This window comes from Thalassomonas sp. RHCl1 (genome assembly GCF_947387555.1).
In the GTDB taxonomy this organism is placed as follows: domain Bacteria; phylum Pseudomonadota; class Gammaproteobacteria; order Enterobacterales; family Alteromonadaceae; genus Thalassomonas.
In genome coordinates, this window is record NZ_CANDNZ010000002.1 from 324,450 (window position 1) to 346,587 (window position 22,138).

Consider the following 22,138-nt stretch of genomic DNA (forward strand, 5'->3'; position numbering starts at 1 on the left):
TCGGTCGTCAATGTTTAGCTTCATCTTCACTATACTGGAAAGTGGTTTCTTGAGAATTTTGTAAACCATGATTATTGCTTTGGTTTAGATAGCTGGTATTTAGATAGAAGCAGGAGGACCCTACGGGCTTGCCTTTTATTATCTGCCTCAAAGCAAAGCTTATTAATGTTAATATCGTCAAGGGAGGGAAACAAGCAGTATGACAATAGCGTATTAACACCAGAGCAAGGGGAAGCCTGGAAGGTTTCACCTGATCCCTGCTAAAACAAGTGCAAATCTTGTTTTAAGATATTTAAGGAAGCTTTAACCCGCAGAATATGACATGTCTCATAAGGTTAATACACCTGATCCGAACAATTGATTATTAGTTCCGTTAAAAATCTCAACAGGTTTTTAATGTTTGACCATATTTCAGGCCATAAGGCCTGCTGTAATGAAATACTGGAGAGAATTATGAAGATAATCGACGTGATGAAAAAAAACACTTTAGCCCTGGCCTGCTCTATGATGAGCTTATTGCCGTTAAGTTTTCCCGCCCTGGCGATTACTGACGGCGAGCTCGATGGCGATAACCATCCGGCGGTGGTAATGCTGTTGATGGAAGCTGGCGGTGTTCCGGTTGGCCGCTGCAGTGCGACTTTATTGTCGCCAACAGTTGTGCTTACCGCCGGCCACTGTACCGGGGAGCCGGGAGATTTTTCCGGGATGCGGGTATTTACCGAGTCTAACGTTGATGAAGGTAATAACTATTACCCCAATAAAGGGCCTAACAGTGTTGAAGCGGTCAGTTGGGCATCACATCCAAGCTTTAGCCATGCGGTCTTTGCCCGTTATGATGTTGGCGTGGTGATCCTGCAAGAACCCGGGGTCGTGCTTGATTCCTACCCCAGCTTGCCTGAGGCGGATCAATTTGATGAACTTACCCGCCGCCGTGGCAAGCAAGAGACTTCATTTACTGCTGTCGGTTATGGCTTACAGCAAATAAACCCTGTGTTTATGGAGGCTAAGCGGGTACGAATGTTTGCAACCCCACGCCTTGTCCAGATAAATGCCTTGGGCGCTAAAAATGACTTTTCTATGTTGCTGTCTAATAACCGTAGTACCGGCGGGGTGTGTTTTGGTGATTCAGGAGGGCCTAACTTTCTCGGGCAGAGCAGTGTTATCGCAGGTGTGACTTCTTTTGGTAAAAATGGCAATTGTGCCGGGACTGGCGGGGTGTTCCGTCTGGATCGCATCAATGTACTCAATTTCATTGAAAGCTACCTTTAACCGACAGATTGGCACTAGGGTGCTGTGATCAGGGAACAAACCGTAGATATGTTTTAGCCTAGATCGGCTCTTTCGGATAATAAAAAAACCAGCAAGCTTAGCTTGCTGGTTTTTTGTGTTCAGGTATAAAGTGAAGTTGCTTACATGCTAAGATGGAAGCGCGGCAATCTGTTATCGCCGATTTACCGGGCCATCAGCATTAACTAATGGCTTAAGCCGACTTTAGTACCGCTTGCTCGTAACTGGCAATATAAGACACCAGATCCAGTACCTTGTTGGAATAACCGATTTCATTATCATACCAGGAAACCAGCTTCACAAAGCTGTCGGTTAAAGCGATACCGGCCTTAGCATCAAAATAAGAGGTGCAGGTCTCGCCGACAAAGTCATTGGAGACTACCTGATCTTCGGTGTAGCCTAAAATACCTTTGAGCTCGCCCAGGGAAGCTTTTTCCATGGCATCGCAGATCTCCTGGTAGCTGGCCGGTTTTTTCAGGTTGACGGTTAAATCGACCACGGAAACATTCGGGGTAGGGACCCTGAACGCCATACCGGTAAGTTTACCGTTAAGCTCAGGAATAACTTTACCCACGGCTTTAGCCGCGCCGGTGGAAGAAGGAATAATATTCTGGCCAGCACCGCGGCCACCGCGCCAGTCTTTGGCTGAAGGGCTATCGACGGTTTTTTGTGTGGCTGTGGTAGCGTGGACTGTGGTCATCAGGCCATCGGCGATGCCCCAGTTATCATTTAATACTTTGGCGATTGGCGCCAAACAGTTGGTAGTACAGGAAGCATTGGAAACTATATCTTCACCCTGGTAGCTGTCAAGGTTAACACCACAAACAAACATGGGGGTATCATCTTTGGACGGGGCAGACATGACCACTTTCTTGGCGCCGGCTTCGATGTGTTTGCGGGCAGCTTCATCGGTGAGGAAAAGTCCGGTCGATTCTACCACGACTTCGGCATTGATCTCGTTCCATTTTAATGCCGCCGGATCACGCTCTGCGGTGACTCTGACGGTTTTACCGTTAACTACCAAATTACCGTCAACCACGTCTACTGTGCCATTAAAGCGGCCATGGGTTGAATCATATTTCAACATATATGCCATATAATCGACATCGATTAAATCATTGATACCAACGACTTCAATATCGTTACGTAATGCTGCTGCTCTGAAGACAAAACGACCTATGCGGCCAAAACCATTGATGCCTACTTTAATAGTCATAATAAACTCCGGTAAATATTTTATGTAGTAAAATTACATCATTTTTAAGAAACTGCAAGTAAAAGATCATCTTTTAGCTGTTTTGAATCAATTTTTAAGCATTAATTACGTATGATTACTATATTATAGGTGTTTTATTGGTTTTATCGCGGTAATTTTGTAGGATTTACACCATTTTGCGTGTTACAATGACGCTCAATTTAAATCGGAGCCCCTGGCTTCTTCATCTTTCACAGTTGGAATAAATTGATGACACGAGATACGGTTTTGTGTGACATAGGCTTTATCGGCCTGGGTGTAATGGGTAAGAATCTGGTCCTTAACCTGGCAGATAATGGCTATAAAATTGCGGCGTTTGATTTAAGCAGCGAAAAAGTAAATGATGTTATTTTACAGGATCAGCAAGAAAATAACGCAGACATTCCCCGGGTTCATGGCTGCTCCTCTTATACCGAACTTCTCTCCCAGTTAAAACCTCCCCACCTCATTGTCTTATCCGTACCCGCCGGCGCTCCCGTTGACCAAGTTTGTGAAAACCTGATTGGTGCAGGCATAGGCGCGGATGATATCGTTATAGATACCGGTAACAGCTTATGGATGGATACCGTTGCCCGTGAGCAAAAGTATAAAAATAACTTTATTTTGTTTTCGTCGGCGGTGTCCGGCGGGGAAGTGGGGGCGCGTTTCGGGCCTGCATTAATGCCCAGTGGCTCTGCGTATGCCTGGACCCGGATAAAACCTATTTGGGAAGCGATTTCCGCGAAAGTGGATCCGCAAACCGGTAAGCCGCTGGAACGTACCAAACCCGGACAAGTGATCAATGAAGGCGATCCCTGCGCCGCCTATATCGGGCCTGCCGGTGCCGGTCATTATGTGAAAATGGTCCACAACGGCATTGAATATGCGGATATGCAGATCATTGGTGAAGCCTATCATATCCTGCGCGCCGGCCTGGGATTGTCTACCGATGATATTGCCGATATTTTCGAAAAATGGCACCAGGGTCCATTGGACAGTTACCTGATGGAAATTACGGTGGAAGTTTTACGTCAGAAGTCTTCTGATACCGGTACTTCCCTGGTTGATCTTATTCTGGATAAAGCCGGACAAAAGGGAACCGGCTTATGGACCGCGGTCAGCAGCCTGGAAGTAGGTTGTCCGGCGCCGACCATAGCCCAGGCGGTTTATGCCCGTTCTATTTCTTCTTTTAAAGATTTCCGTGTTCAGGCGGCGCAGAAGTTATCCGGGCCACAAACCGCGACTTTTAGCAAAGAAGAGCAAACGGCCTTTATCGATCGTTTGCATGACGCCATCTACAGCGCGAAAATTTGTGTTTATGCCCAGGGCTTCCAGCTAATGAAACTGGCGGCAAAAGAGCATAACTGGACGCTGAACTTTGCCAGTATCGCCAAGATATGGCGGGCGGGCTGTATTATCCGCGCGGTTTTCCTGCAGCCGATCACCGAGGCGTTCGAGCGCAATGAAGATTTGGATAACTTGCTGCTGGATGACTTTTTTGCCGGGCAGTTAAACGAGCACCAGGGCAACTGGCGAAAATCGGTAGCGGATGCTACTTTGCTTGGTATTCCTGTCGGTGCTTTGTCTTCGGCGTTATCTTATTATGATTCGATGCGGGCCGAAGTGTTACCGGCGAATTTATTGCAGGGACAAAGAGATTTCTTTGGCGCCCATACTTTTGAGCGGGTCGATAAACCGGCGGGGAAAAAATACCATGTGCAGTGGTCTTCACCGGAGCGTAAAACCTTAGAAATACCGCCGGTGCAAAAATAAGGCACTAGTCGGGTAAAATCATGTTTTAGTAAAAAGGCACTTCACTTTAGTTAGTGAAGTGCCTTTTTATATACAGGATGTATGGTATGGCGCAAAGCAGGGATGCTAAGAGCGCCGATATTCAGGATGTATGGTATGGCGCAAAGCAGGGATGCCAGGAGCGCCGATATACAGGATGTATGGTATGGCACTTAGAACTGAAGGTAAAAGCAAGGAGTGAGAAAATACTCACCCCTTAAGGTTAGGAGAGTGAAATTGTCCGGCTTTAATTTTATCTAAGGTGGTATCGGCCACCTGGTCGAGAAAATCACTGTCGAGCTGGAACGCCTCCTGATAGTTCTTCAGCGACTTTTCCGTTAAATCGGTATCTTCCGGATCGTAGAGCCTCATGATCTTCAACCAGATATAAGCTTGTTTGTATTCTTTTTTATCGGTGAAAATTGTCGTGAGGGATTTAAATATTTCACTGTCGATCACATCCCCCGCCTGATATAACTCCAGGGCGTGAAATAACAGGTTCAGGGTTTTGTCCGGGTCGCGTTTGGCATAATAGGTGGCTAGGTTTAACTGCGATGCCGGTGTTTCCAGTTCCGGGCTGCCTTCGAGTCTGAGAAATTTTTCCAGTGACCGCTCATTTAAATACCGGGTCCAGTGAAAATACAGCAGCTGGGGATGCTCCGAAGAAGCGGTTTCCTGCGAAAGCTGTTCAATTCTTTCTTTGGCTTTGATGTAGTTGTTAATTCTGCGGGTTTTCTTTTCTTTTAGCTTGATGTGCTCGATTTGTGAGGCAAAACTGACGCATTCCGCGTAGCTTTCATAGGCGATCAATAAATTATATTTATGTTGATCGCTGGGATTATCTTGTAAATCTGCACCGGCAAAAATGGTTTGGGTGCGCTCCTTTTTACACCAGTTATCTTCCTTAAACTCCTGACAAATCAAGGGGTGAGAATCACATACTTGAGCTAAATTAGGACCTTTATCACAGGCTGATAAGGCCAAAGCGCTAATTGCAGCTAATAGGTGTAATTTCATTCTTTTTCCAATATAAGAGATAAATAATTCTGTAACCGGTGGCGTAAGCTTTCATAGTCGACTACAATAGGCGCCGCTTTAAGGTATCCACGAGTATTATTTCGTAAAATAACGCTGGTGCCCATATATTATATTAACTTTATTGATAATAGACTATCGTTCAATCGACTGAAATAAAAAGGTTTATGCAATGACTTCTCATCTTGAGGAAAAATATCAGACTAGCTGGCAAGAACGTCAAACATTTGCTGAAAATATGCAACCCATTATTGGGCAACTCTTCAGAAACAAAGGCATAGAAGTATCGGTTTATGGTCGCCCTCTGGTAAATGCTTCTGCTATCGATATTATCAAGGCCCACAAATCTGTGGCTTTACATGAAGAAAGCAAATTACGTTTACGTGAAAGTTTTCCCTTTGTTGAAGCCCTAAGCAAGATGCAATTATCACCGGCGCGTATTGATGTCGGTAAGCTGGCTTATCGCTATTTATTTTGCGGCGGCGCCAATGGCCTGTCGATTGAACAATATCTTGAAAAAGAATTAGCCGATATCGTTACCGGCGGCAAAGAGCAGCCGGAACAAGATGTTGTGTTGTACGGCTTTGGCCGTATCGGACGTTTACTGGCCCGTTTATTAATTGAACGTGCCGGTCCTAGTGCCAAGATGAATTTACGTGCCATCGTGATTCGTCCGGGTAAAGAAGACGACTTGGAAAAACGTGCCAGCCTGTTGCGTCGTGACTCGGTACACGGTGCATTCAACGGCAGCATCACCATAGATAAAGAAAACAACGTCATTAAAGCCAATGGCGCCTTTATTAAAGTGATCTATGCCAAGTCGCCTGCGGAGATTGATTACACTGAATATGGTATTAACAACGCTTTAGTGGTTGATAACACAGGTATCTGGAGCGACAGAGAAGGTTTAGGCCAGCACCTGCAGTCAAAAGGCGTGTCTAAAGTGTTATTGACGGCTCCTGCTAAAGATGACATCAAAAACATTGTTTACGGCGTAAACCATGACATGATCTTGCCGGAAGACAGAATTGTTTCTGCCGCCAGCTGTACCACCAATGCCATTACCCCGGTATTAAAAGCGGTGAACGACAAGTTCGGTATCCGCAACGGCCACGTTGAAACCATTCACTCTTATACCAATGACCAAAACCTGATCGACAACTACCACAAGGCTCCAAGACGTGGCCGCAGTGCGCCGCTGAACATGGTGATCAGTACCACGGGCGCGGCTAAAGCGGTATCAAAAGCCTTGCCTGAGCTTAAAGGTTTGTTAACCGGTAATGCTATCCGGGTGCCGACCCCGAATGTTTCTATGGCGATCATGAACCTGAACTTAAAAGAAGCCACGGATAAAGATGGTTTAAATGATTACCTGCGTTATATTTCATTAGCTTCAGATCTGCAAAACCAGGTGGATTATACTGCTTCCAGTGAAATCGTTTCTACCGACCTGGTAGGTTCACGTTACGCCGGTGTTGTTGACTCGCAGGCGACCATAGTGGATGAAGACCGCGCAGTATTATATGTCTGGTACGATAATGAATTTGGTTACAGCTGCCAGGTTGTGCGTGTGATGCATGAAATGGCCGGTATCTATGTACCTACGCTACCGATGAAATAAGCATTTTGCTTGTTTTGATAAAAGGCGCTTTTTGCGCCTTTTTTTATATCTGAAATAGCAGCAGGGCAGAGCGAAGGAGCTGTGTGCCAGCCTTAGCTTGTGTTTTTACTGCGTGATGATAAGCCCGGTTAAAAAAGATCAAAATAAAACTTAAGAAATTTTTTTCCTGGCCGATACTATAGTGAATATCTTTTTTGACGCTGTTAGGCCAAGGAGAAACTATGTCGATTTCAATTAATGGATCAAGCCCCGGGTTACAGACAAATATGACCAATTCCGTGACCGAGGCAAAAACCGAAGCTAAGGTCGCTTCACTTGCGAAAACTCAACAGGAGCTGGAAGGGCACATGGTTAATACTTTGCTTGATTCCAGCGCACAAACTGCCGCGCCAAGTGCAACACCTGGTGTCGGACAAAGTATTAATATCAAAGTTTAATTTCCGCAATAGTGTAAAAATTAACGGGCAGAGATGGTATTGCCTCTGCCCTGATATCATTTCGAATAACGGCAAAGCTGGCGTTATTTTCCTTACCCTATAAAAGCAATCCCTTACCCTCAGCGCAGCTGCCATCAAGGTGGGGATAAATGTGGCGTGAACTTTACTGTTATTGTTGCTTTTTGTTTACGATAAAGTTAATAATAAGCCATAAACGGTTTTCAGCCAGAGTATTCGCCTGTCTTTAAAATGCCTTTTAACCGTGATAGCTTAGTAGTATATCTGTTACTGAAGTGTTATTATTGAGCCGTTGAAGAAGGGATCTTTAACCGCTTTATTTACTTAACCAAGTATTGAGCAGCGTATGTAGAAATAAGACAATGATGCAGCTTTGTTCGTTGTTTTATCTTGATGGAAAATTGGTTACAAATGGATGTAGCCTTATGTATTAAAAGGGAGTTTTAATGTCTAATTTTGATCCGTACACTAGCCGCAGACCCAGCATTACTTTCCTTTCTTATAACGAAAAACCTTCGTTTAGTCTCGGGTGCGCCCACGAACTCTTTACCAATAATATCGCGAATGTCGCCAATTGGTATGACTCTGACGTGCAATTGTGGACCTCCTGCATCAGTAATGCCAGCGCCAAGCAGCGTTTGTTTGAACGCGACTCTGTGCTGATTTCCGATGCTATCTTGCCGTTATGTGTTGAAGAGCAGCCTTTACTGGAGTTGATCATCGACTTGTATCAAAGCGGGAAGAGGTTGATCGCTTTTGGTACAGGTATAGATCTGTTGGCGAAGACTGGGCTGCTGGACGGAAAAACCGTTGCCACCGATCCCCGTTATATCGACGAACAGCTAGAGCAGTATCCGGCGGTCAATTTCAATGCCGAGATGTTATTTAGCGGCGAGGATAATATCTATTGTGCGCCTTCGTCGGTGGCGGCATTAAAACTAGGGATCCATTTGATCAGCCTGGATTTTGACCAAGTCACGGCGACTAAGGTGGCCAAAATACTATCTGTGCCGGCTATCCAGTTGAAAAACCCGCCGAAATTAACCAAATCCTCCAATGCCAAGGGTATTAAAAGGTTGTTGTTGGCCATGGAATGGGCAGAGAAAAACTTAAGTAAAATCGATAGCCTGGATCAACTGGCCAATAAGGCTTTTATGTCCAGGAGAAGTTTTGACCGCCAGTTCCGCGCTTCTTTTAACCAAAGCCCGAAGGAATGGCTCACGGCAAAACGCTTATCTTTGGCGATCAGCTATCTTGAAGGCGGCGAGCTTTGCATTGAAGAAATTGCCGGGGTATCCGGTTTTGGCAGTGCGGTTAATTTCCGCAATAACTTCCGCAACAATATGGGGATTTCACCGACGGAGTATCGCTCGACTTTCTCCAGCCAAATGGTGAAAAGCGCATAAATCCCGTTCAGTAAAAAAGGCGCCTGAGCTTAGCTCTGGCGCCTTTTTTGTTGCTGTACTTTTTAAAGCGACTAAATACAACGTGCCGGTTTAGGTAAACCGGCATATTTGGTTGCCTGTTTCGCCGGCCCTTCGGGAAATAACCGGTATAAATAGCGGCTGTTGGCTTTCTCTTCACCGAATTGTTCTTTCATTGCTTTGGTGAGGGCACGAATGGCCGGGGAAGTATTGTATTTTAAATAAAATTCGCGCACGAAGCGGATCACTTCCCAGTGGGCCGGGGTGAGTTCCAAGCCGTCCTGCTGGGCCAGCACCGGGGCCAGGGCTTCACTCCAGTCCTGGTGCGCCAGCAAATAGCCCTGTTCGTCTGTATCTATGGTTTTATCTTCAAAAACTATGCTCATTGCCAGGTCACCACACTGTCGTTGTTAAAGGTAAGGTGTACAAGTTCTGTCATGGAAATACCTGTGATGGTTTCGGGTAGGGTGACAGCCCTGGCCTGTGCATGGCTGGTCACTACCGCTATTTTTTGGGGGAATAATTTTTCTTGCGCCGCTATCAGCAGGGGATGGTGCAGGTTATAGCAGGCATCATCGAGTAATACCAGTTGATCACCGGGTGTTAAAACCCCGATACATTGCAAAAAGTCTGAACTGTTAAATTGTGAGCTGCGCACCAGATGTAAAATGGACATAATAAGCTCCCGGTTAAAACCTGAAAATAACCTGAAAACCGGCCAGGGTCTGTGCAAACTGCGCCGGTTCAAGTAGGGTGGTGTTTTCAATGTGGAACTTATCTGTTAACCCCCTGTCTTTGAGGGATTGCGCGCAGACATATACCTGTTCGATATCGTAAAACTCAAAAGCCGAAAAAGTTTTCAGGTAATTTTTCTGGTTAATTAATTCCGGGTTTTGTTTGTCAATAAGCTGATAGACGCCATCTCCCATAAAGAAGAGGGCGATATTCTGCTCATAAGAGCCAAAAATTAAGGCAGTATCCAAAGCATCCTTACCGCCGGGAGATGAAAACGGCGCCTGTGAGTTGATAATGGCAACCGTTTTATTCTGTTTCTCTGTCATAGCTGTATCACCCGATCGGCTTTATCTGTCAGTTCAACCAGTTCGCCGAGTCCGGAGACGGTAAACAGTGGGTTGATATTTGTTGGCGTGATATCGTCGCGCAGACCGCGTTTTTCTGCGGCGGTAATGCACAGGTGAAGAGGCAGCTGGTATTGCTGGTGTAATTGCTGCCACTTAGCTACTGCCTGAAATTCATCGCTGGCGATACTGAGGTTGCTATCTGCGTGTAACACGCCTTCCTGGTAAAAGAAGATACCGATAACTTCAAAACCGGCTTTAAGGGCGCTTTCGACATAATCCAGCGCCGTTGCCGTCAGGTTACTGTAAGGAGGGGTTGTGATCACAACCGCAAGTTTTTGTCCCACAAAAATTCACTTATCAAAATATTTCCCCAGCCGGGCATTCGCGCCTGGTTATGTTGAGACGGGTGCTGCGTGATGGGGCTGTGTTTTAAATTGCGGTTATTGTACTTAAAAATGAAACGTTTCTGTATAACTAAGTTAACTCTTTTGCGGGCGGAATACCCTAGCGATGTTTTTGCTCCGGGTGAGGGCAAAAGACTTTTCTTTCTGAACATCTTTGCTCTATGACATCCTGTCACCGCAAAATACTTTTCTTCCTGAACATCTTTACTCTATGACATCCTGTCATCGTAAAATACCTTTCTTCCTGAACATCTTTACTCTATGACATCCTGTCATCGCAAAATACCTTTCTTCCTGAATATAAAAAAGCCCCGACTGGCGGGGCTTTTGTTTTATTTGTACTGCTAAACTCGCATATTAGTCGTCGTTCAGGGCGCCTAACAGGTGCAGCAAGCTAGTGAAGATATTATAAATATTCAGGTAAAGTGATACGGTTGCGCGAATGTAGTTACGCTCGCCGCCGTGAATGATACGGCTGGTATCAAACAAGATTAAACCTGACATGATCAAAATAATCGCTGAGCTGATTGCCAGAGACAGTGCCGGGATAGCGAAAAAGATGTTGGCGATGCTGGCAATGATGGCCACGATCAGACCAACCATTAAAAAACCACCCATAAAAGAGAAGTCTTTTTTAGTGGTCAGGGCATAAGCCGACAGCGAGAAGAAAATTAACGCTGTACCGCCAAGAGCTTGCATGATTAACGAGCCGCCGTTAGGCATGGCTGCATACATATTAAGCATTGGCCCTAAAGAAGCGCCCATCAAACCGGTGAAAGCAAAAATCCAGAAAATTCCGTTGGCTTTATCCGCCTGTTTATTAACGACAAACAATAAACCAAAAGCCACTAAGGTCATCACCAGCGCGGCAATATGGGATAATCCCATTGCCATAGAAACACCTGCGGTGACCGCACTGAAGGCCAATGTCATAGACAGCAGCATATAGGTATTACGTAATACCTTGTTAATTTCCAGTGCTGAGCTTTGACTTGCCGCATTTAAACTCATATTTGATTGCATAAACTTTCCTTTAAGAACTCAGTTATAGTTTTTAGATAAGGGCTGTTTGCCGAAGTTCAAGTCTACATTGTAGATATTTAACTATGCAACACCAGCTTGTTAGCTCTCTCTAAAGCCTTGTGACATATTATGGCACGAAGATAATGGAATTGCTATTCCTTGTTTTATTGTTAACTATCAATTGTTTAGTTTGTATCCTCCAAGATCTGCTTGCGCCGAAAACAATCCATACTGTGATCATTGACCATGCCGCAGGCCTGCATATGGGCATAACAGGTGGTCGAGCCGATGAATTTAAAGCCGCGTTTTTTTAAATCTTTGCTAAAGGCATCGGACTCAGGTGAGGTGGCTGGGTAGTCGGATAATGCCTTGAACCGGTTTACCTTGGGCTTATGGTCGACGAATTGCCACATATATTTGCTGAAACTGCCGAATGCTTGCTGGATCTCAAGAAATCTTTGCGCATTATTCACCGCCGCCTGAATTTTTAGTTTATTTCTGATGATCTTGTCATTTTGCATCAGCGCTTCTATTTGTTGTTGGCTGAATTGGGCCACCGCTTTGACATTAAAATCGGCAAATGCCTGGCGATAACCCTGGCGCCTTTTTAATATGCTGTACCAGCTCAGTCCTGCCTGGGCACTTTCCAGGGTCAGATACTCGAATAATTTATCATCATCATAAACGGGCACTCCCCATTCTTCATCATGATATTGAACATAGTCGGGCTTACTTGTGTCTAACCAAGGGCAACGGCAAAGCTGGGGATCGGGCATTTTTTCTCCTTTAGCGGATGAACTTGGGTTAAATCCATGCAAAATGATTAATTATTTAGCAAATGAACAGCTTTGTTAAATTAATACTTTACAAGCGTTTTATGACACTTTAATATTCGCTCCGTCTTCAGGCAAGCATTGCTTTTAGACATACGGAGAGATGGCTGAGTGGTCGAAAGCACCGGTCTTGAAAACCGGCAAGGGTTTGTAGCCCTTCTAGGGTTCAAATCCCTATCTCTCCGCCATTTTTTAGTTTGTAGATGTTTTTATCTGCAAACCGCTTATTTTTTTGATAAGCAACAGTTTATGGTGAGATGGCTGAGTGGTCGAAAGCACCGGTCTTGAAAACCGGCAAGGGTTTGTAGCCCTTCTAGAGTTCAAATCTCTATCTCACCGCCACATTAAGTCTTGTATAAGTATTTACTGCTAATATAAGCAACAGGGAAAGCTGAAAGAGGTTTTTCTTGTATAGATGCTGTTATTGGCATCTTTAAAAGTTCAATGGTGAGATGGCTGAGTGGTCGAAAGCACCGGTCTTGAAAACCGGCAAGGGTTTGTAGCCCTTCTAGAGTTCAAATCTCTATCTCACCGCCACATTAAGTCTTGTATAAGTATTTACTGCTGATATAAGCAACAGGGAAAGCTGAAAGATGTTTTTCTTGTACAGATGCTGTTATTGGCATCTTTAAAAGTTCAATGGTGAGATGGCTGAGTGGTCGAAAGCACCGGTCTTGAAAACCGGCAAGGGTTTGTAGCCCTTCTAGAGTTCAAATCTCTATCTCACCGCCACATTAAAAAACCCGCTGCTTAGCGGGTTTTTTCTTTTTATCTTTCATCGTCTTTTACTTTCCCTTTAATTAAGCTTATTGTTTAGCTGTTATTAGCCCTTTGGCTGGATTAACATCTTAAGCGAAGCTTCTATTGTTTGTCAGAAAGATGGCTGGCTTGGCTGTATTAGTGATTATTAGTGCGGGTCAAGGAAGGGGCAAAGAAAAAGCCCGTTAAACGGGCTTTACTCAGGCAGAATAGGGGGCTCTGGTTTCACCTGGCAGGTGAACTTAAGTGATTAATCGAAGCGGCTTAACTCAGCGATCCGGGTTTTGCTGACATCAATAAAACACTTTTTATAAGCCGGTGCGGCTTTTTTTCCCGGTGATAATGCCAGGTATTGCCACCGGCAATTGTTTTCCCTGAAGGTGATAAAGTTGCTCTGGGAGCGCTTGAACATGGTCAGCGCCGACTCGCGCCCGGTAACCAGTGCCAGCTCTTCCAGTTTAAAAACCTGATTATTGATCCAGGTCTGTAATTCCCGCTCTACCGAGTCTTTTACAATATCCAGGCATTGCAGGTACTCGCTGTCATCGTCTTTGACTTTTTCGCACTGTGCCAGGGTTTTTGCGGCAATTGCGCTGTTTGGCAGCAGACTTAGCAGCAATAAGCTGGCGCAGGTAGTAATTGCTTTGTTCATGTTATTTCTACATTATTAAATATAAGTGAATGCTCAGGCCGGCAGCACTTTCTTATAGGGTTTGACGGTGATCTTTTGATATACGCCGGCAGCGATATAAGGATCATTGTCGGCCCACTGTTTGGCATCCTCTAAACTATTAAACCGGGCAATAATCAAAGAACCGGTAAAACCGGCTTCGCCGGGATCTTCACTGTCAATGGCCGGGCAGGGACCGGCAACCAACAGCCTGCCTTCATCCTGCAACGCGCTTAACCGGGCTAAATGTTGTTCCCGTACCGTTAAACGCAGGGGTAAACTGTTAGGGACATCTTCACTGTAAATTAAATAAAACATACTGTTTCCGTTTATTAGTCTTTCGTTAGCTCAACGTTTTTTTGTTTGTCTTGAGCTTCTTCCGTGGCCGGCAATCCGTCCTCGGGCAAGTGTTTGTGCAGGGAGATAATGGAGCCAATGGCAAAAACAAAGGTGAGGCCGGTTAAACCGAAGACCTTGAAGTTTACCCAGGTTTCCTGTTCAAAATTAAAGGCGACATAAATATTGAGTATGCCGCATAGGGCAAAAAACATCGCCCAGGCAAGATTGAGCTTATTCCAGACGCCTTCAGGCAGGGTCAGGGCTTCACTGAGGAACTGTTTGATCAGGTTCTTTTTAAAAACATACTGGCTGACAAGTAAGGCCAGAGCAAAAAAACCATTGATCAGAGTAACTTTCCATTTTAAAAAGGCATCATCGTGCAAAAAGATGGTCAAGCCGCCAAAAACCGCAATTAAGCCAAAAAATACCCAGTTCCTGGTAGGGACCGGTTGTCTTTTGACAAAATAATATAAAATCTGCAGTGCAGAGGTTGCGATAAGGGAAGCTGTTGCCCAATAGATATCAAATACTTTGTAAAAAATGAAAAAAATAACTAATGGCAAATACTCGAAGATTGCGTGCATAAATAACCAGAGCAGAGAAAATAATCATTAATTCTAACGAAACTGTCTTCAATAGCCAATCAATTATCTTTGCATTATCTGACTAAATGAGCGAACGCCAGTTTTCCGGCAAGGTAAACTTGCCTGCAGGCTAAGGTATACGGGGCTGTGATTATAACTTTAATGCCATAAATTCCCCTGTGGTTTTCTTGATTTACCTAAAATCTAACATATAGTTAAAAACAGTTGATCAAAATACTACTGAGATATTAGCATGGAAGCGTCTGCAGTTGCCGTATTTAAGTTACCCGCTGAATTAACCATAGTTCAGTTAGAGCAGTGCAAAGCCGATATCTTGGAGCTGATCGAAGATAACGATGCCATCACCCTTGACGACAGCGAGGTTGTCAGAATTGATACCTTAGGTATTCAGTTTTTACTCGCCACAGTTACCCAATTATCATCATTGAATAAACAGCTTATATGGCAATCCCAATCTTCTGCCGTCCAGGCGAGCGTAAAGCAGCTTGGCTTGAATGAACCTATTTTAAATCAATACCTTAATGTTTAGCTGGAGTCTAGTGCAGACGATTACTGTACCTATTTAGGGAAGGAAGAAATTATGACCAAAATATTGGTTGTGGATGACTCAAATTCTATCCGAGACATGGTGAGCTTTACCCTCAAAGGGGCGGGTTATGAGACGGTTGAAGCAAGAGATGGCCGGGAAGGACTCAATACCGCGCAGGGAGGGGGGTTTGACCTGGTGATCAGTGATGTCAATATGCCCAATATGGACGGCATTTCTTTGTGCCAGGCCCTTCGGGAGTTACCCGCCTTTAAATTTACCCCTATTTTAATGCTGACCACGGAAAGCTCCGGAGATATGAAGCAGCGGGGCAAGGCGGCCGGGGCAACCGGCTGGCTGGTGAAACCCTTTAATCCTGAAAAATTGTTAGCAACCATTAAAAGGGTTGTTCGGTAACTTATTATGAGTGTCGACCTGTCACAATTTATTCCGACTTTCCTTGAAGAAAGCTTTGAGGGATTGGCGTTAATGGAGTCCAGCCTGTTGTCACTTGAGGTGGATGATAATGAAACCATCCACAGCATTTTTCGGGCAGCGCATTCAATCAAGGGAGGTGCCGGAACTTTCGGTTTTGATAAAGTCACCGAATTTACCCATCTGGTGGAAACTTTATTGGATGAAATGCGCGATGGCCGCCGGGTAATCGCCTCAGCAGACATAGAATTATTACTTGAGTCGGTTGACTGTATACGCCTGCTGATAGAGTCCGCCCGGGATCAATCCGGTTATGATGAAGCCAAGGTGGCGCAAACCTCACAGGCCTTGTCAAAGAGCCTGTCACAGGGAGCAAGTTTACCCGGCGCCGAAAATACGCCCGAATCAGAAGGGGAAGCTGAACCGGATGCGGTGCAATGGCAGATCAGTTTTATACCTGGCCATCATTTGGTGAAAACCGGCAATGATCCCTTATTGCTCTTTAATGCCTTGGCAGATCTGGGGCCGCTTGAGCTCAGCGCCCAGGCCAGTGAACTGCCGTCCCTGTCGGATATGGATCCGCAAGAGTTATATTTGAGTTGGCACCTGGTATTAACCTCGGCGGCGAGTGAAGCTGAGATCCGGGAAGTGTTCGAGTGGGTGGAAGATGAATGCCAGTTAGAACTGGCCCAGTTAAGCGGGCAAGGAAAACAAGATAAGGAGAGTTGCAACTCTCCTCCTGACGTAACCACAAGCGGTGAGCAAGTCACCGCAGAAGAACTTGCCGAACCGACAACCATAGCTGCTGCAGATAAAAGTCCGGAGAAAAAGCCGGAGAAGGCCCAGGTTAAAAATAAGCAAGATGCCGGCTCCATTCGGGTCGGGGTCGATAAGGTGGATAACCTGATCAATCTGGTCGGGGAGTTAGTGATCACCCAGTCAATGTTATCCGAGTTAGGCAATGACTTTGAGCTTTCCAAGCTTGAACGTTTAACCTCCGGCCTTGAACAACTGTTGCAAAATACCAAAGAGCTACAGGAAAGTGTGATGCGTATCAGGATGTTGCCTATCAGCTTTGCCTTTAACCGCTTTCCACGTCTGGTGCATGATTTATCGAAAAAAACCGGTAAAGCGATAGAACTTGTTATTAATGGCGAGCAAACCGAACTGGATAAAACCGTGATGGAACAAATCGGCGATCCCCTGGTGCATCTGGTGCGCAATGCCGTAGATCACGGCATAGAGCCGGCGGAGATCCGCAAGGCCAAGGGCAAGCCGGAGCAAGGGACGATAAAACTCGATGCCTATCATTTAGGCGGCAACATCGTTATCGAAATCAAGGATGACGGCGGCGGCATCAATAAAGAGGTTGTGCTCAATAAAGCGATAGATAAAGGCCTGGTGGAAGCAAGCAGCAACCTGAGTGAAAGCCAGATCTTTGATTTGATCTTTGAGCCGGGATTTTCAACCGCCAAGGAGCTTAGCGATATTTCCGGACGCGGCGTTGGCATGGATGTGGTGAAAAAGAATATCCAGTCGCTGGGGGGAAGGATCCAGATAGAATCTGAGCAGGATAAAGGTTCGACCTTCAGGGTCAACCTGCCGTTAACCCTGGCGATACTCGACGGCCAGCTGGTCAGGGTAGGCAGTGAAATTTATGTGATCCCGCTTATCGCTATCGTGGAGTCCTTACAGGCAAAAGCCGAGCTGATTAACCGGGTTTCCGGTGACATGCTGTTATATCGCCTCAGGGAAGACAATGTTCCGGTATTACCGATTTATCAATTGTTCAGTTTACCCGCCGATACCACAGAAGTTGAAAATTCACTACTGGTGGTGGTCGAAGCCGACGGACAAAAGGTGGGGTTAATGGTGGATGATTTGTTGGCGCAGCAGCAAGTGGTGATCAAAAGCCTTAAAGATAATTATCAGCAGGTGGACGGGATCTCGGGAGCAACCATACTCGGGGATGGTTCGGTCGCCATGATATTGGATATACCGGGCATGATCCAGCTGGCTATGAAAAGCGCGCAAAAAAACCAGGCACAGCATTATTCCGCTAACGTCCTGGCAGGAGAAACGGTGTAATGAATATACAAGAGCTGGCCCAGGATGTTCCCCGGGTAGGTGATAACGATATCGAAGGCATAGATTTTATTACCAGTGGTGAGCAATATCTGACCTTTATCCTGGAGCAGGAACAATATGCCGTGGATATCTTATGCGTGGAAGAAATCAGGAGTTGGGAGCCGCCGACAAAAATTCCCAATTCACCGGAATATGTTAAAGGGGTGATCAATATGCGCGGCATTATTGTCCCCATTTTGGATTTAAGGCTGAAGTTTAATATCGGCCAGCCCAGCTATACCGAAGTGACGGTAGTGATCGTCCTGACCCTGGAATCCGAACAGCAGTCCCGCACCATAGGTTTTGTTGTCGATGCGGTTTCGGATGTATTAAACGCCGATGAAAGCGATATTAAAAAGGCACCGGCCTTTGGCGGTTGTGTGCCCCAGCATTATGTCGAGGGGCTGGTAAATGTCGGGGATAATGTGGTGACTTTGCTTAATGTCCAGTCATTACAGGCACTGGAGCCGCACCAGCTGAACTAAAAAGTATTGTATCTTGTCGGTAGGCACAGATGAGCCGGTATTGACATAAACGCAATTTGATAAAGGACATGTCATGATGGAAAAAGAGCAAGAATATCTGACCTTTGTGCTGCATGGGGAAGAGTTTGGCGTTGATATTTTATGTGTCCAGGAAATCCGGGTATGGAGTGCATTAACCCAGCTGCCTAATAAACCCGCTTATATTAAAGGGGTCATTAATTTACGCGGTGTCATTATTCCCATCATAGATTTACGCCTGCGCTTTGGTAAGGAGCCGCTGGAATATAATGATCAGACAGTCACCATCATTTTAAGTAATCATGACAAGCAAAACCCTATGGTGGTGGGGATTGTCGTAGATGCCGTTTCTGAAGTGTATAAATTTAACAGCCGGGCGATCCGTCCGGCACCGTCCTTTGGTCAGGTGGTTGATAATTGTTTTTTAAAGGGGCTGGCATCAATAGATGACAAATTGATTATTTTATTGGACTCGAAAGCCTTGCTTGATCATGAAGAATTATATTGTACTGAAAAGGTAGTGCTTGGCCCGGTTGCAGGTTAAGCGTAAATAAAATAATAAATGCTGGTGAAGTCGTACAGTAAGGACAGAGCTTACCGTAATCATTAATGTGTAAGGAATACAGGTTATGACTCCCAAACAGATGACTTTAGTCCGGCAGAGCTGGAAAAAAGTACTACCTATGGCCCCTAAGGCGGCAGATCTTTTTTATCAAACCTTGTTTGAATTATCGCCTACTCTTAAATCCTTGTTTAAAAATGATATTTCTGAACAGGGAGGGAAATTAATGGCGATGCTCGACAGCGCGATTAAATTACTTGATAAGCCGGATAAGTTGCTGCCGGCGGTACAAAAACTAGGTCAGCGCCATTTAGCTTACGGTGTTGAGCCCCGGCATTATGACCTGGTTGGCGAGGCCTTATTAACAACACTTGCCACAGGCCTTGGAGATGAGTTTACCCCGGCGGTAAAGAAAGCCTGGATTGAGGTGTACCAAACCCTGTCTTCGACCATGATAGCCGCGGCCGAGGCCTTAAAAGCACAAGAAGCGCAAGAATTAGCAGAGGTGGAAGCCGCAGCGGACAGGCAGAGGGTGAAAGCGGCCAATAGTGCTGAATCTGCCGGGGACAGCTCAGCGACTACCGCCGTGAAAGAGCGAAAAACGGTTAATACGGGAAAAGCGAAAACCACTAAGCCCAAGAGGAAGGCGACTTCTTCTGCAAAGAAATCTGCGCAATCTTCTAAATCAACTCAGCATAAAGAGCCAGCCATGGACAGCCAAACCAACGAAACCGAAGAACTGGCGGAACGCCTGCAAGGCGCGCTGGAGCAGTCAACTACCGCTATTGTTATGATTGACCGGGACTTTATCATCACCTATGCCAATCAGGCGACACTGGATTTATTGAGCCGGCACGAACAGGTTTTTGCCCAAAAGTGGCCGGGCTTTAAAGCCGATAAATATGATGTCATCGGCTCCTGTATTGATGGCTTTTTGTCCCGGGCCGAGCATCAGTGTCAGTTGCTTAACGATATCAGCAATTTACCCTATCAAACTGAAATTGAGATTGGTGAGTTAACGTTTGAGCTTAATGTCACCGCCATTGAAGACGGCAAAGGGGTGTATATAGGTAACTTATTGGAGTGGTGCGATATTACCCAGATCCTGGCCCGGCGCTCTAAAGCCGTGCAACTGCAGGGGGCGGTTGATCAAAGCGGTACCGCCTGTATCATGATCGACCGGGACTTTACTATCACTTATGCCAATGACGCCACCATCAGGTTATTAAAACAACATGAAGCGACTTTTGCGAAAAAATGGCCGGGCTTCAAAGCGGATGCCGATGCCCTGATCGGCAGTAATATCGACGGCTTTCATACCAATCCGGCGCACCAACGTAAGTTACTGGGTGATGTCAACAACTTACCCTATCAAACAACTATCACCATAGAAGATTTAAAGTTTGAGCTTAATGTCACCGCTATCCTCGATAATGGCGGCAATTATATCGGCAATTCACTGGAATGGCAGGATGTAACAGAGGCTTTGGCCCAGAAAAATAAAGCGGTGCAACTGCAAGGCGCCGTGGACCAAAGCGGCACCGCCTGTATCATGATCGACCGGGACTTTACCATCACCTATGCCAATGAGGCGACCCTGAGATTATTAAAGCAGCATGAAGCCACTTTTGCGAAAAAGTGGCCGGGTTTTAAAGCGGATGCCGATGCGCTGATCGGCGCCAATATCGACGGCTTTCATGCCAATCCGGCACATCAGCGTAAGTTACTTGGTGATATCAATAATTTACCTTATACCACAACCATCACCATAGAAGATCTAAAGTTTGAACTTAATGTCACCGCGATTATCAATAGCGACGGCGATTATATCGGTAATTCCCTTGAATGGCAGGATGTCACGGCGGCTCGGCAAAATGCCGTGCAGGTTGGTCGCCTGACTTCTGCGGTGGAAGGCATGACCACCAATTTGATGATGGCAGATATAGACGGCAATATCGTCTATGCCAATCCCGCGGTGACCGCCATGTTAAAACGTAGGGAAAGCCAGCTACGCAGCGTGTTGCCTTCCTTTAATGTCGATACCCTGATCGGCACTAACTTCGATACTTTCCATAAAAATCCGGCGCACCAGAAAAACTTGTTGGCGAATCCGGCAAACCTGCCATATGCCACAGAAATAACCGTCGCGGGGCTAACCTTCTCCCTGACCGGTATAGCTTTGCTCGATAGTGAAAATAACCATTTGGGCACGGCAGTACAGTGGCTGGATTTAACCGAACAAAAAGATGCGCAAAACCAGGTAGAAGGCTTGATCAGTGCTGCCATTAACGGTGAGCTGGACCGGCGCATCGACACCGATGCCTACGAAGGCTTTATGAAAGCCCTCGGCGATAACATCAATAACTTGATGAATGCCATCGTCGAGCCTGTCACCGATGCCATAGATGTAGCTCAGGCGCTGGCCAACGGCGATCTCACCAATGCCATGGACGGTGAATACCAGGGAGAATTCCTGGCGCTGGCCAATGCCATGAACGGCTCGATTGAAAACCTGAGCAAGATGGTAGATGAAATCCGCAATGCCTCCACCAGTGTGTTTGAGGCCGCGCGGGAGATTGCCGCCGGTAATAATGAATTAAGTCACCGCACCGAATCCCAGGCATCGAGCCTGGAAGAAACCGCTTCGGCGATGGAAGAGCTCACCAGCACGGTACAGCAAAATGCTGAAAATAGCACAGAGGCCAGTAAGCTCTCGGGCTCGGTGATGGCAAAAGCCAGTAACGGCGGTGCTGTGGTGAAAAATGCCATCGAAGCCATGAGTGATATCAATAAATCCAGTAAAAAAATTGCCGATATTATCAGTGTTATTGATGAGATTGCTTTCCAGACCAACTTGCTGGCCCTTAATGCCGCGGTTGAAGCGGCTCGCGCCGGTGAGCAGGGACGCGGTTTTGCCGTGGTCGCCGCCGAAGTGCGTAACCTGGCGCAGCGCTCTGCCGGCGCCGCCAAGGAAATTAAAGGCCTGATCAATGACAGTGTTGAGGCGGTGGGCCAGGGCACTAAACTGGTGGACGAAACCGGGCAGACCTTTACCGAGTTGGTGACCGCCATCGAAGAAGTCAGCAATATGATCGGCGATATCGACAGTGCCGGTAAAGAGCAGAGTGCCGGTATCGGTGAAGTCAGTGCAGCGGTGAGTCAGATGGATGAAATGACCCAGCAAAATGCCGCACTGGTGGAAGAAGCGACCGCCTCGAGTAAGGCGATGGAAGAGCAGGCGCAATCATTACTCGAACAGGTCGATTTCTTTAATAACGGTGAACAACCAAGTGCGGATGTCGGCAGAAGCCGTGTTGGGGAAGTGGTAAGAAAGCCTCCGGCAAAAGCCGTAGTGAAACCGGACACCCGGCACAGGCAGCGCCCGGTGACACAAACCGATAAAGAGTGGGAAGAGTTCTAATA

Annotated in this window: 22 protein-coding genes and 4 tRNA genes; 15 read left to right on the plus strand and 11 right to left on the minus strand. The window is 46.1% G+C overall.

All coding sequences use genetic code 11. The features are described from left to right. Positions 1-453: 453 nt before the first annotated feature. Positions 454-1,269 (plus strand): trypsin-like serine protease, encoded by an 816-nt coding sequence (locus tag QL234_RS07460; RefSeq protein WP_281557208.1) that lies wholly within the window; start codon positions 454-456, stop codon positions 1,267-1,269. Between the two features lie 211 nt (positions 1,270-1,480). Here the strand turns inward: QL234_RS07460 and gap are convergent, their stop codons facing one another. After that, positions 1,481-2,503: a type I glyceraldehyde-3-phosphate dehydrogenase gene (gene gap, locus QL234_RS07465; RefSeq protein ID WP_044831404.1), complete on the minus strand. Its 1,023-nt coding sequence runs from the start codon at positions 2,501-2,503 to the stop codon at positions 1,481-1,483. 249 nt (positions 2,504-2,752) lie between these two features. Between gap and gndA the strand changes: the two genes are divergently transcribed. Beyond that, entirely contained in the window at positions 2,753-4,294 is a 1,542-nt protein-coding gene (gndA, locus tag QL234_RS07470; protein ID WP_281557209.1) for an NADP-dependent phosphogluconate dehydrogenase, read from the plus strand. A gap of 228 nt (positions 4,295-4,522) precedes the next feature. On the opposite strand, the gene QL234_RS07475 is transcribed toward gndA, so the two are convergent. Further along, positions 4,523-5,329 (minus strand): DUF2989 domain-containing protein, encoded by an 807-nt coding sequence (locus QL234_RS07475; RefSeq protein ID WP_281557210.1) that lies wholly within the window; start codon positions 5,327-5,329, stop codon positions 4,523-4,525. 190 nt (positions 5,330-5,519) lie between these two features. Between QL234_RS07475 and QL234_RS07480 the strand changes: the two genes are divergently transcribed. From QL234_RS07480 to QL234_RS07490, 3 genes are all read left to right on the plus strand, one after another. Beyond that, positions 5,520-6,968 (plus strand): glyceraldehyde-3-phosphate dehydrogenase, encoded by a 1,449-nt coding sequence (locus QL234_RS07480; protein WP_281557211.1) that lies wholly within the window; start codon positions 5,520-5,522, stop codon positions 6,966-6,968. Between the two features lie 221 nt (positions 6,969-7,189). Then, on the plus strand, positions 7,190-7,405 hold the full coding sequence (locus QL234_RS07485; RefSeq protein WP_281557212.1) for a hypothetical protein: 216 nt from the start codon (positions 7,190-7,192) through the stop codon (positions 7,403-7,405). Between the two features lie 464 nt (positions 7,406-7,869). Then, a complete protein-coding gene (locus tag QL234_RS07490) occupies positions 7,870-8,829 on the plus strand; it encodes a helix-turn-helix domain-containing protein (protein WP_281557213.1) in 960 nt (319 codons plus the stop codon). 71 nt (positions 8,830-8,900) lie between these two features. Here QL234_RS07490 and QL234_RS07495 read toward each other — a convergent pair whose 3' ends face one another. From QL234_RS07495 to QL234_RS07520, 6 genes are all read right to left on the minus strand, one after another. After that, positions 8,901-9,233, minus strand: a complete 333-nt coding sequence (locus tag QL234_RS07495; protein WP_281557214.1) for a TusE/DsrC/DsvC family sulfur relay protein — start codon at positions 9,231-9,233, stop codon at positions 8,901-8,903. Further along, on the minus strand, positions 9,230-9,523 hold the full coding sequence (gene tusB / locus QL234_RS07500) for a sulfurtransferase complex subunit TusB (RefSeq protein WP_281557215.1): 294 nt from the start codon (positions 9,521-9,523) through the stop codon (positions 9,230-9,232). The genes QL234_RS07495 and tusB overlap by 4 nt, the downstream gene beginning before the upstream one ends. 13 nt (positions 9,524-9,536) lie before the next feature. Continuing rightward, the gene (gene tusC, locus QL234_RS07505; protein WP_281557216.1) at positions 9,537-9,908 is read right to left on the minus strand and encodes a sulfurtransferase complex subunit TusC; all 372 of its coding nucleotides are present in this window, start codon (positions 9,906-9,908) and stop codon (positions 9,537-9,539) included. Continuing rightward, positions 9,905-10,273 carry a sulfurtransferase complex subunit TusD gene (gene tusD / locus QL234_RS07510; RefSeq protein ID WP_281557217.1) on the minus strand — a complete coding sequence of 123 codons (369 nt, stop codon included), beginning with the start codon at positions 10,271-10,273 and terminating at the stop codon, positions 9,905-9,907. The genes tusC and tusD overlap by 4 nt, the downstream gene beginning before the upstream one ends. Positions 10,274-10,690: 417 nt before the next feature. Continuing rightward, a complete protein-coding gene (locus tag QL234_RS07515; RefSeq protein ID WP_281557218.1) occupies positions 10,691-11,356 on the minus strand; it encodes a Bax inhibitor-1/YccA family protein in 666 nt (221 codons plus the stop codon). 185 nt (positions 11,357-11,541) lie between these two features. Further along, positions 11,542-12,132 carry a DNA-3-methyladenine glycosylase I gene (locus tag QL234_RS07520; protein ID WP_281557219.1) on the minus strand — a complete coding sequence of 197 codons (591 nt, stop codon included), beginning with the start codon at positions 12,130-12,132 and terminating at the stop codon, positions 11,542-11,544. A gap of 154 nt (positions 12,133-12,286) precedes the next feature. Here QL234_RS07520 and QL234_RS07525 point away from each other — a divergent pair. From QL234_RS07525 to QL234_RS07540, 4 genes are all read left to right on the plus strand, one after another. Then, positions 12,287-12,377: transfer RNA gene (locus QL234_RS07525), tRNA-Ser, on the plus strand. 63 nt (positions 12,378-12,440) lie between these two features. Further along, positions 12,441-12,531: transfer RNA gene (locus QL234_RS07530), tRNA-Ser, on the plus strand. Positions 12,532-12,635: 104 nt separating this feature from the next. Next, a tRNA-Ser gene (locus QL234_RS07535) sits at positions 12,636-12,726 on the plus strand. Between the two features lie 104 nt (positions 12,727-12,830). Next, positions 12,831-12,921, plus strand: a tRNA-Ser gene (locus tag QL234_RS07540). A 277-nt stretch (positions 12,922-13,198) separates the two neighbouring features. Here the strand turns inward: QL234_RS07540 and QL234_RS07545 are convergent. The 3 genes from QL234_RS07545 to QL234_RS07555 are packed head-to-tail and all read right to left on the minus strand — an operon-like array spanning position 13,199 to position 14,541. Continuing rightward, entirely contained in the window at positions 13,199-13,600 is a 402-nt protein-coding gene (locus QL234_RS07545; RefSeq protein ID WP_281557220.1) for a lysozyme inhibitor LprI family protein, read from the minus strand. A 33-nt stretch (positions 13,601-13,633) separates the two neighbouring features. Continuing rightward, positions 13,634-13,936, minus strand: coding sequence for a YciI family protein (locus QL234_RS07550; protein ID WP_281557221.1), 303 nt, complete (start codon positions 13,934-13,936; stop codon positions 13,634-13,636). A 14-nt stretch (positions 13,937-13,950) separates the two neighbouring features. After that, the gene (locus QL234_RS07555; RefSeq protein WP_281557222.1) at positions 13,951-14,541 is read right to left on the minus strand and encodes a septation protein A; all 591 of its coding nucleotides are present in this window, start codon (positions 14,539-14,541) and stop codon (positions 13,951-13,953) included. A 253-nt stretch (positions 14,542-14,794) separates the two neighbouring features. On the opposite strand from QL234_RS07555, the gene QL234_RS07560 reads away from it, so the two are divergent. From QL234_RS07560 to QL234_RS07585, 6 genes are all read left to right on the plus strand, one after another. Further along, positions 14,795-15,091 carry an STAS domain-containing protein gene (locus tag QL234_RS07560; protein WP_281557223.1) on the plus strand — a complete coding sequence of 99 codons (297 nt, stop codon included), beginning with the start codon at positions 14,795-14,797 and terminating at the stop codon, positions 15,089-15,091. Between the two features lie 51 nt (positions 15,092-15,142). Then, the gene (locus QL234_RS07565; protein ID WP_044834797.1) at positions 15,143-15,505 is read left to right on the plus strand and encodes a response regulator; all 363 of its coding nucleotides are present in this window, start codon (positions 15,143-15,145) and stop codon (positions 15,503-15,505) included. Positions 15,506-15,511: 6 nt separating this feature from the next. After that, on the plus strand, positions 15,512-17,611 hold the full coding sequence (locus tag QL234_RS07570; protein WP_281557224.1) for a chemotaxis protein CheA: 2,100 nt from the start codon (positions 15,512-15,514) through the stop codon (positions 17,609-17,611). Beyond that, a complete protein-coding gene (locus QL234_RS07575; protein ID WP_281557225.1) occupies positions 17,611-18,135 on the plus strand; it encodes a chemotaxis protein CheW in 525 nt (174 codons plus the stop codon). Before QL234_RS07570 ends, QL234_RS07575 begins: the two co-directional genes overlap by 1 nt. A 73-nt stretch (positions 18,136-18,208) precedes the next feature. Then, a complete protein-coding gene (locus tag QL234_RS07580; RefSeq protein ID WP_281557226.1) occupies positions 18,209-18,697 on the plus strand; it encodes a chemotaxis protein CheW in 489 nt (162 codons plus the stop codon). A gap of 85 nt (positions 18,698-18,782) precedes the next feature. Next, positions 18,783-22,136, plus strand: a complete 3,354-nt coding sequence (locus tag QL234_RS07585; RefSeq protein WP_281557227.1) for a methyl-accepting chemotaxis protein — start codon at positions 18,783-18,785, stop codon at positions 22,134-22,136. Positions 22,137-22,138: the final 2 nt, after the last annotated feature.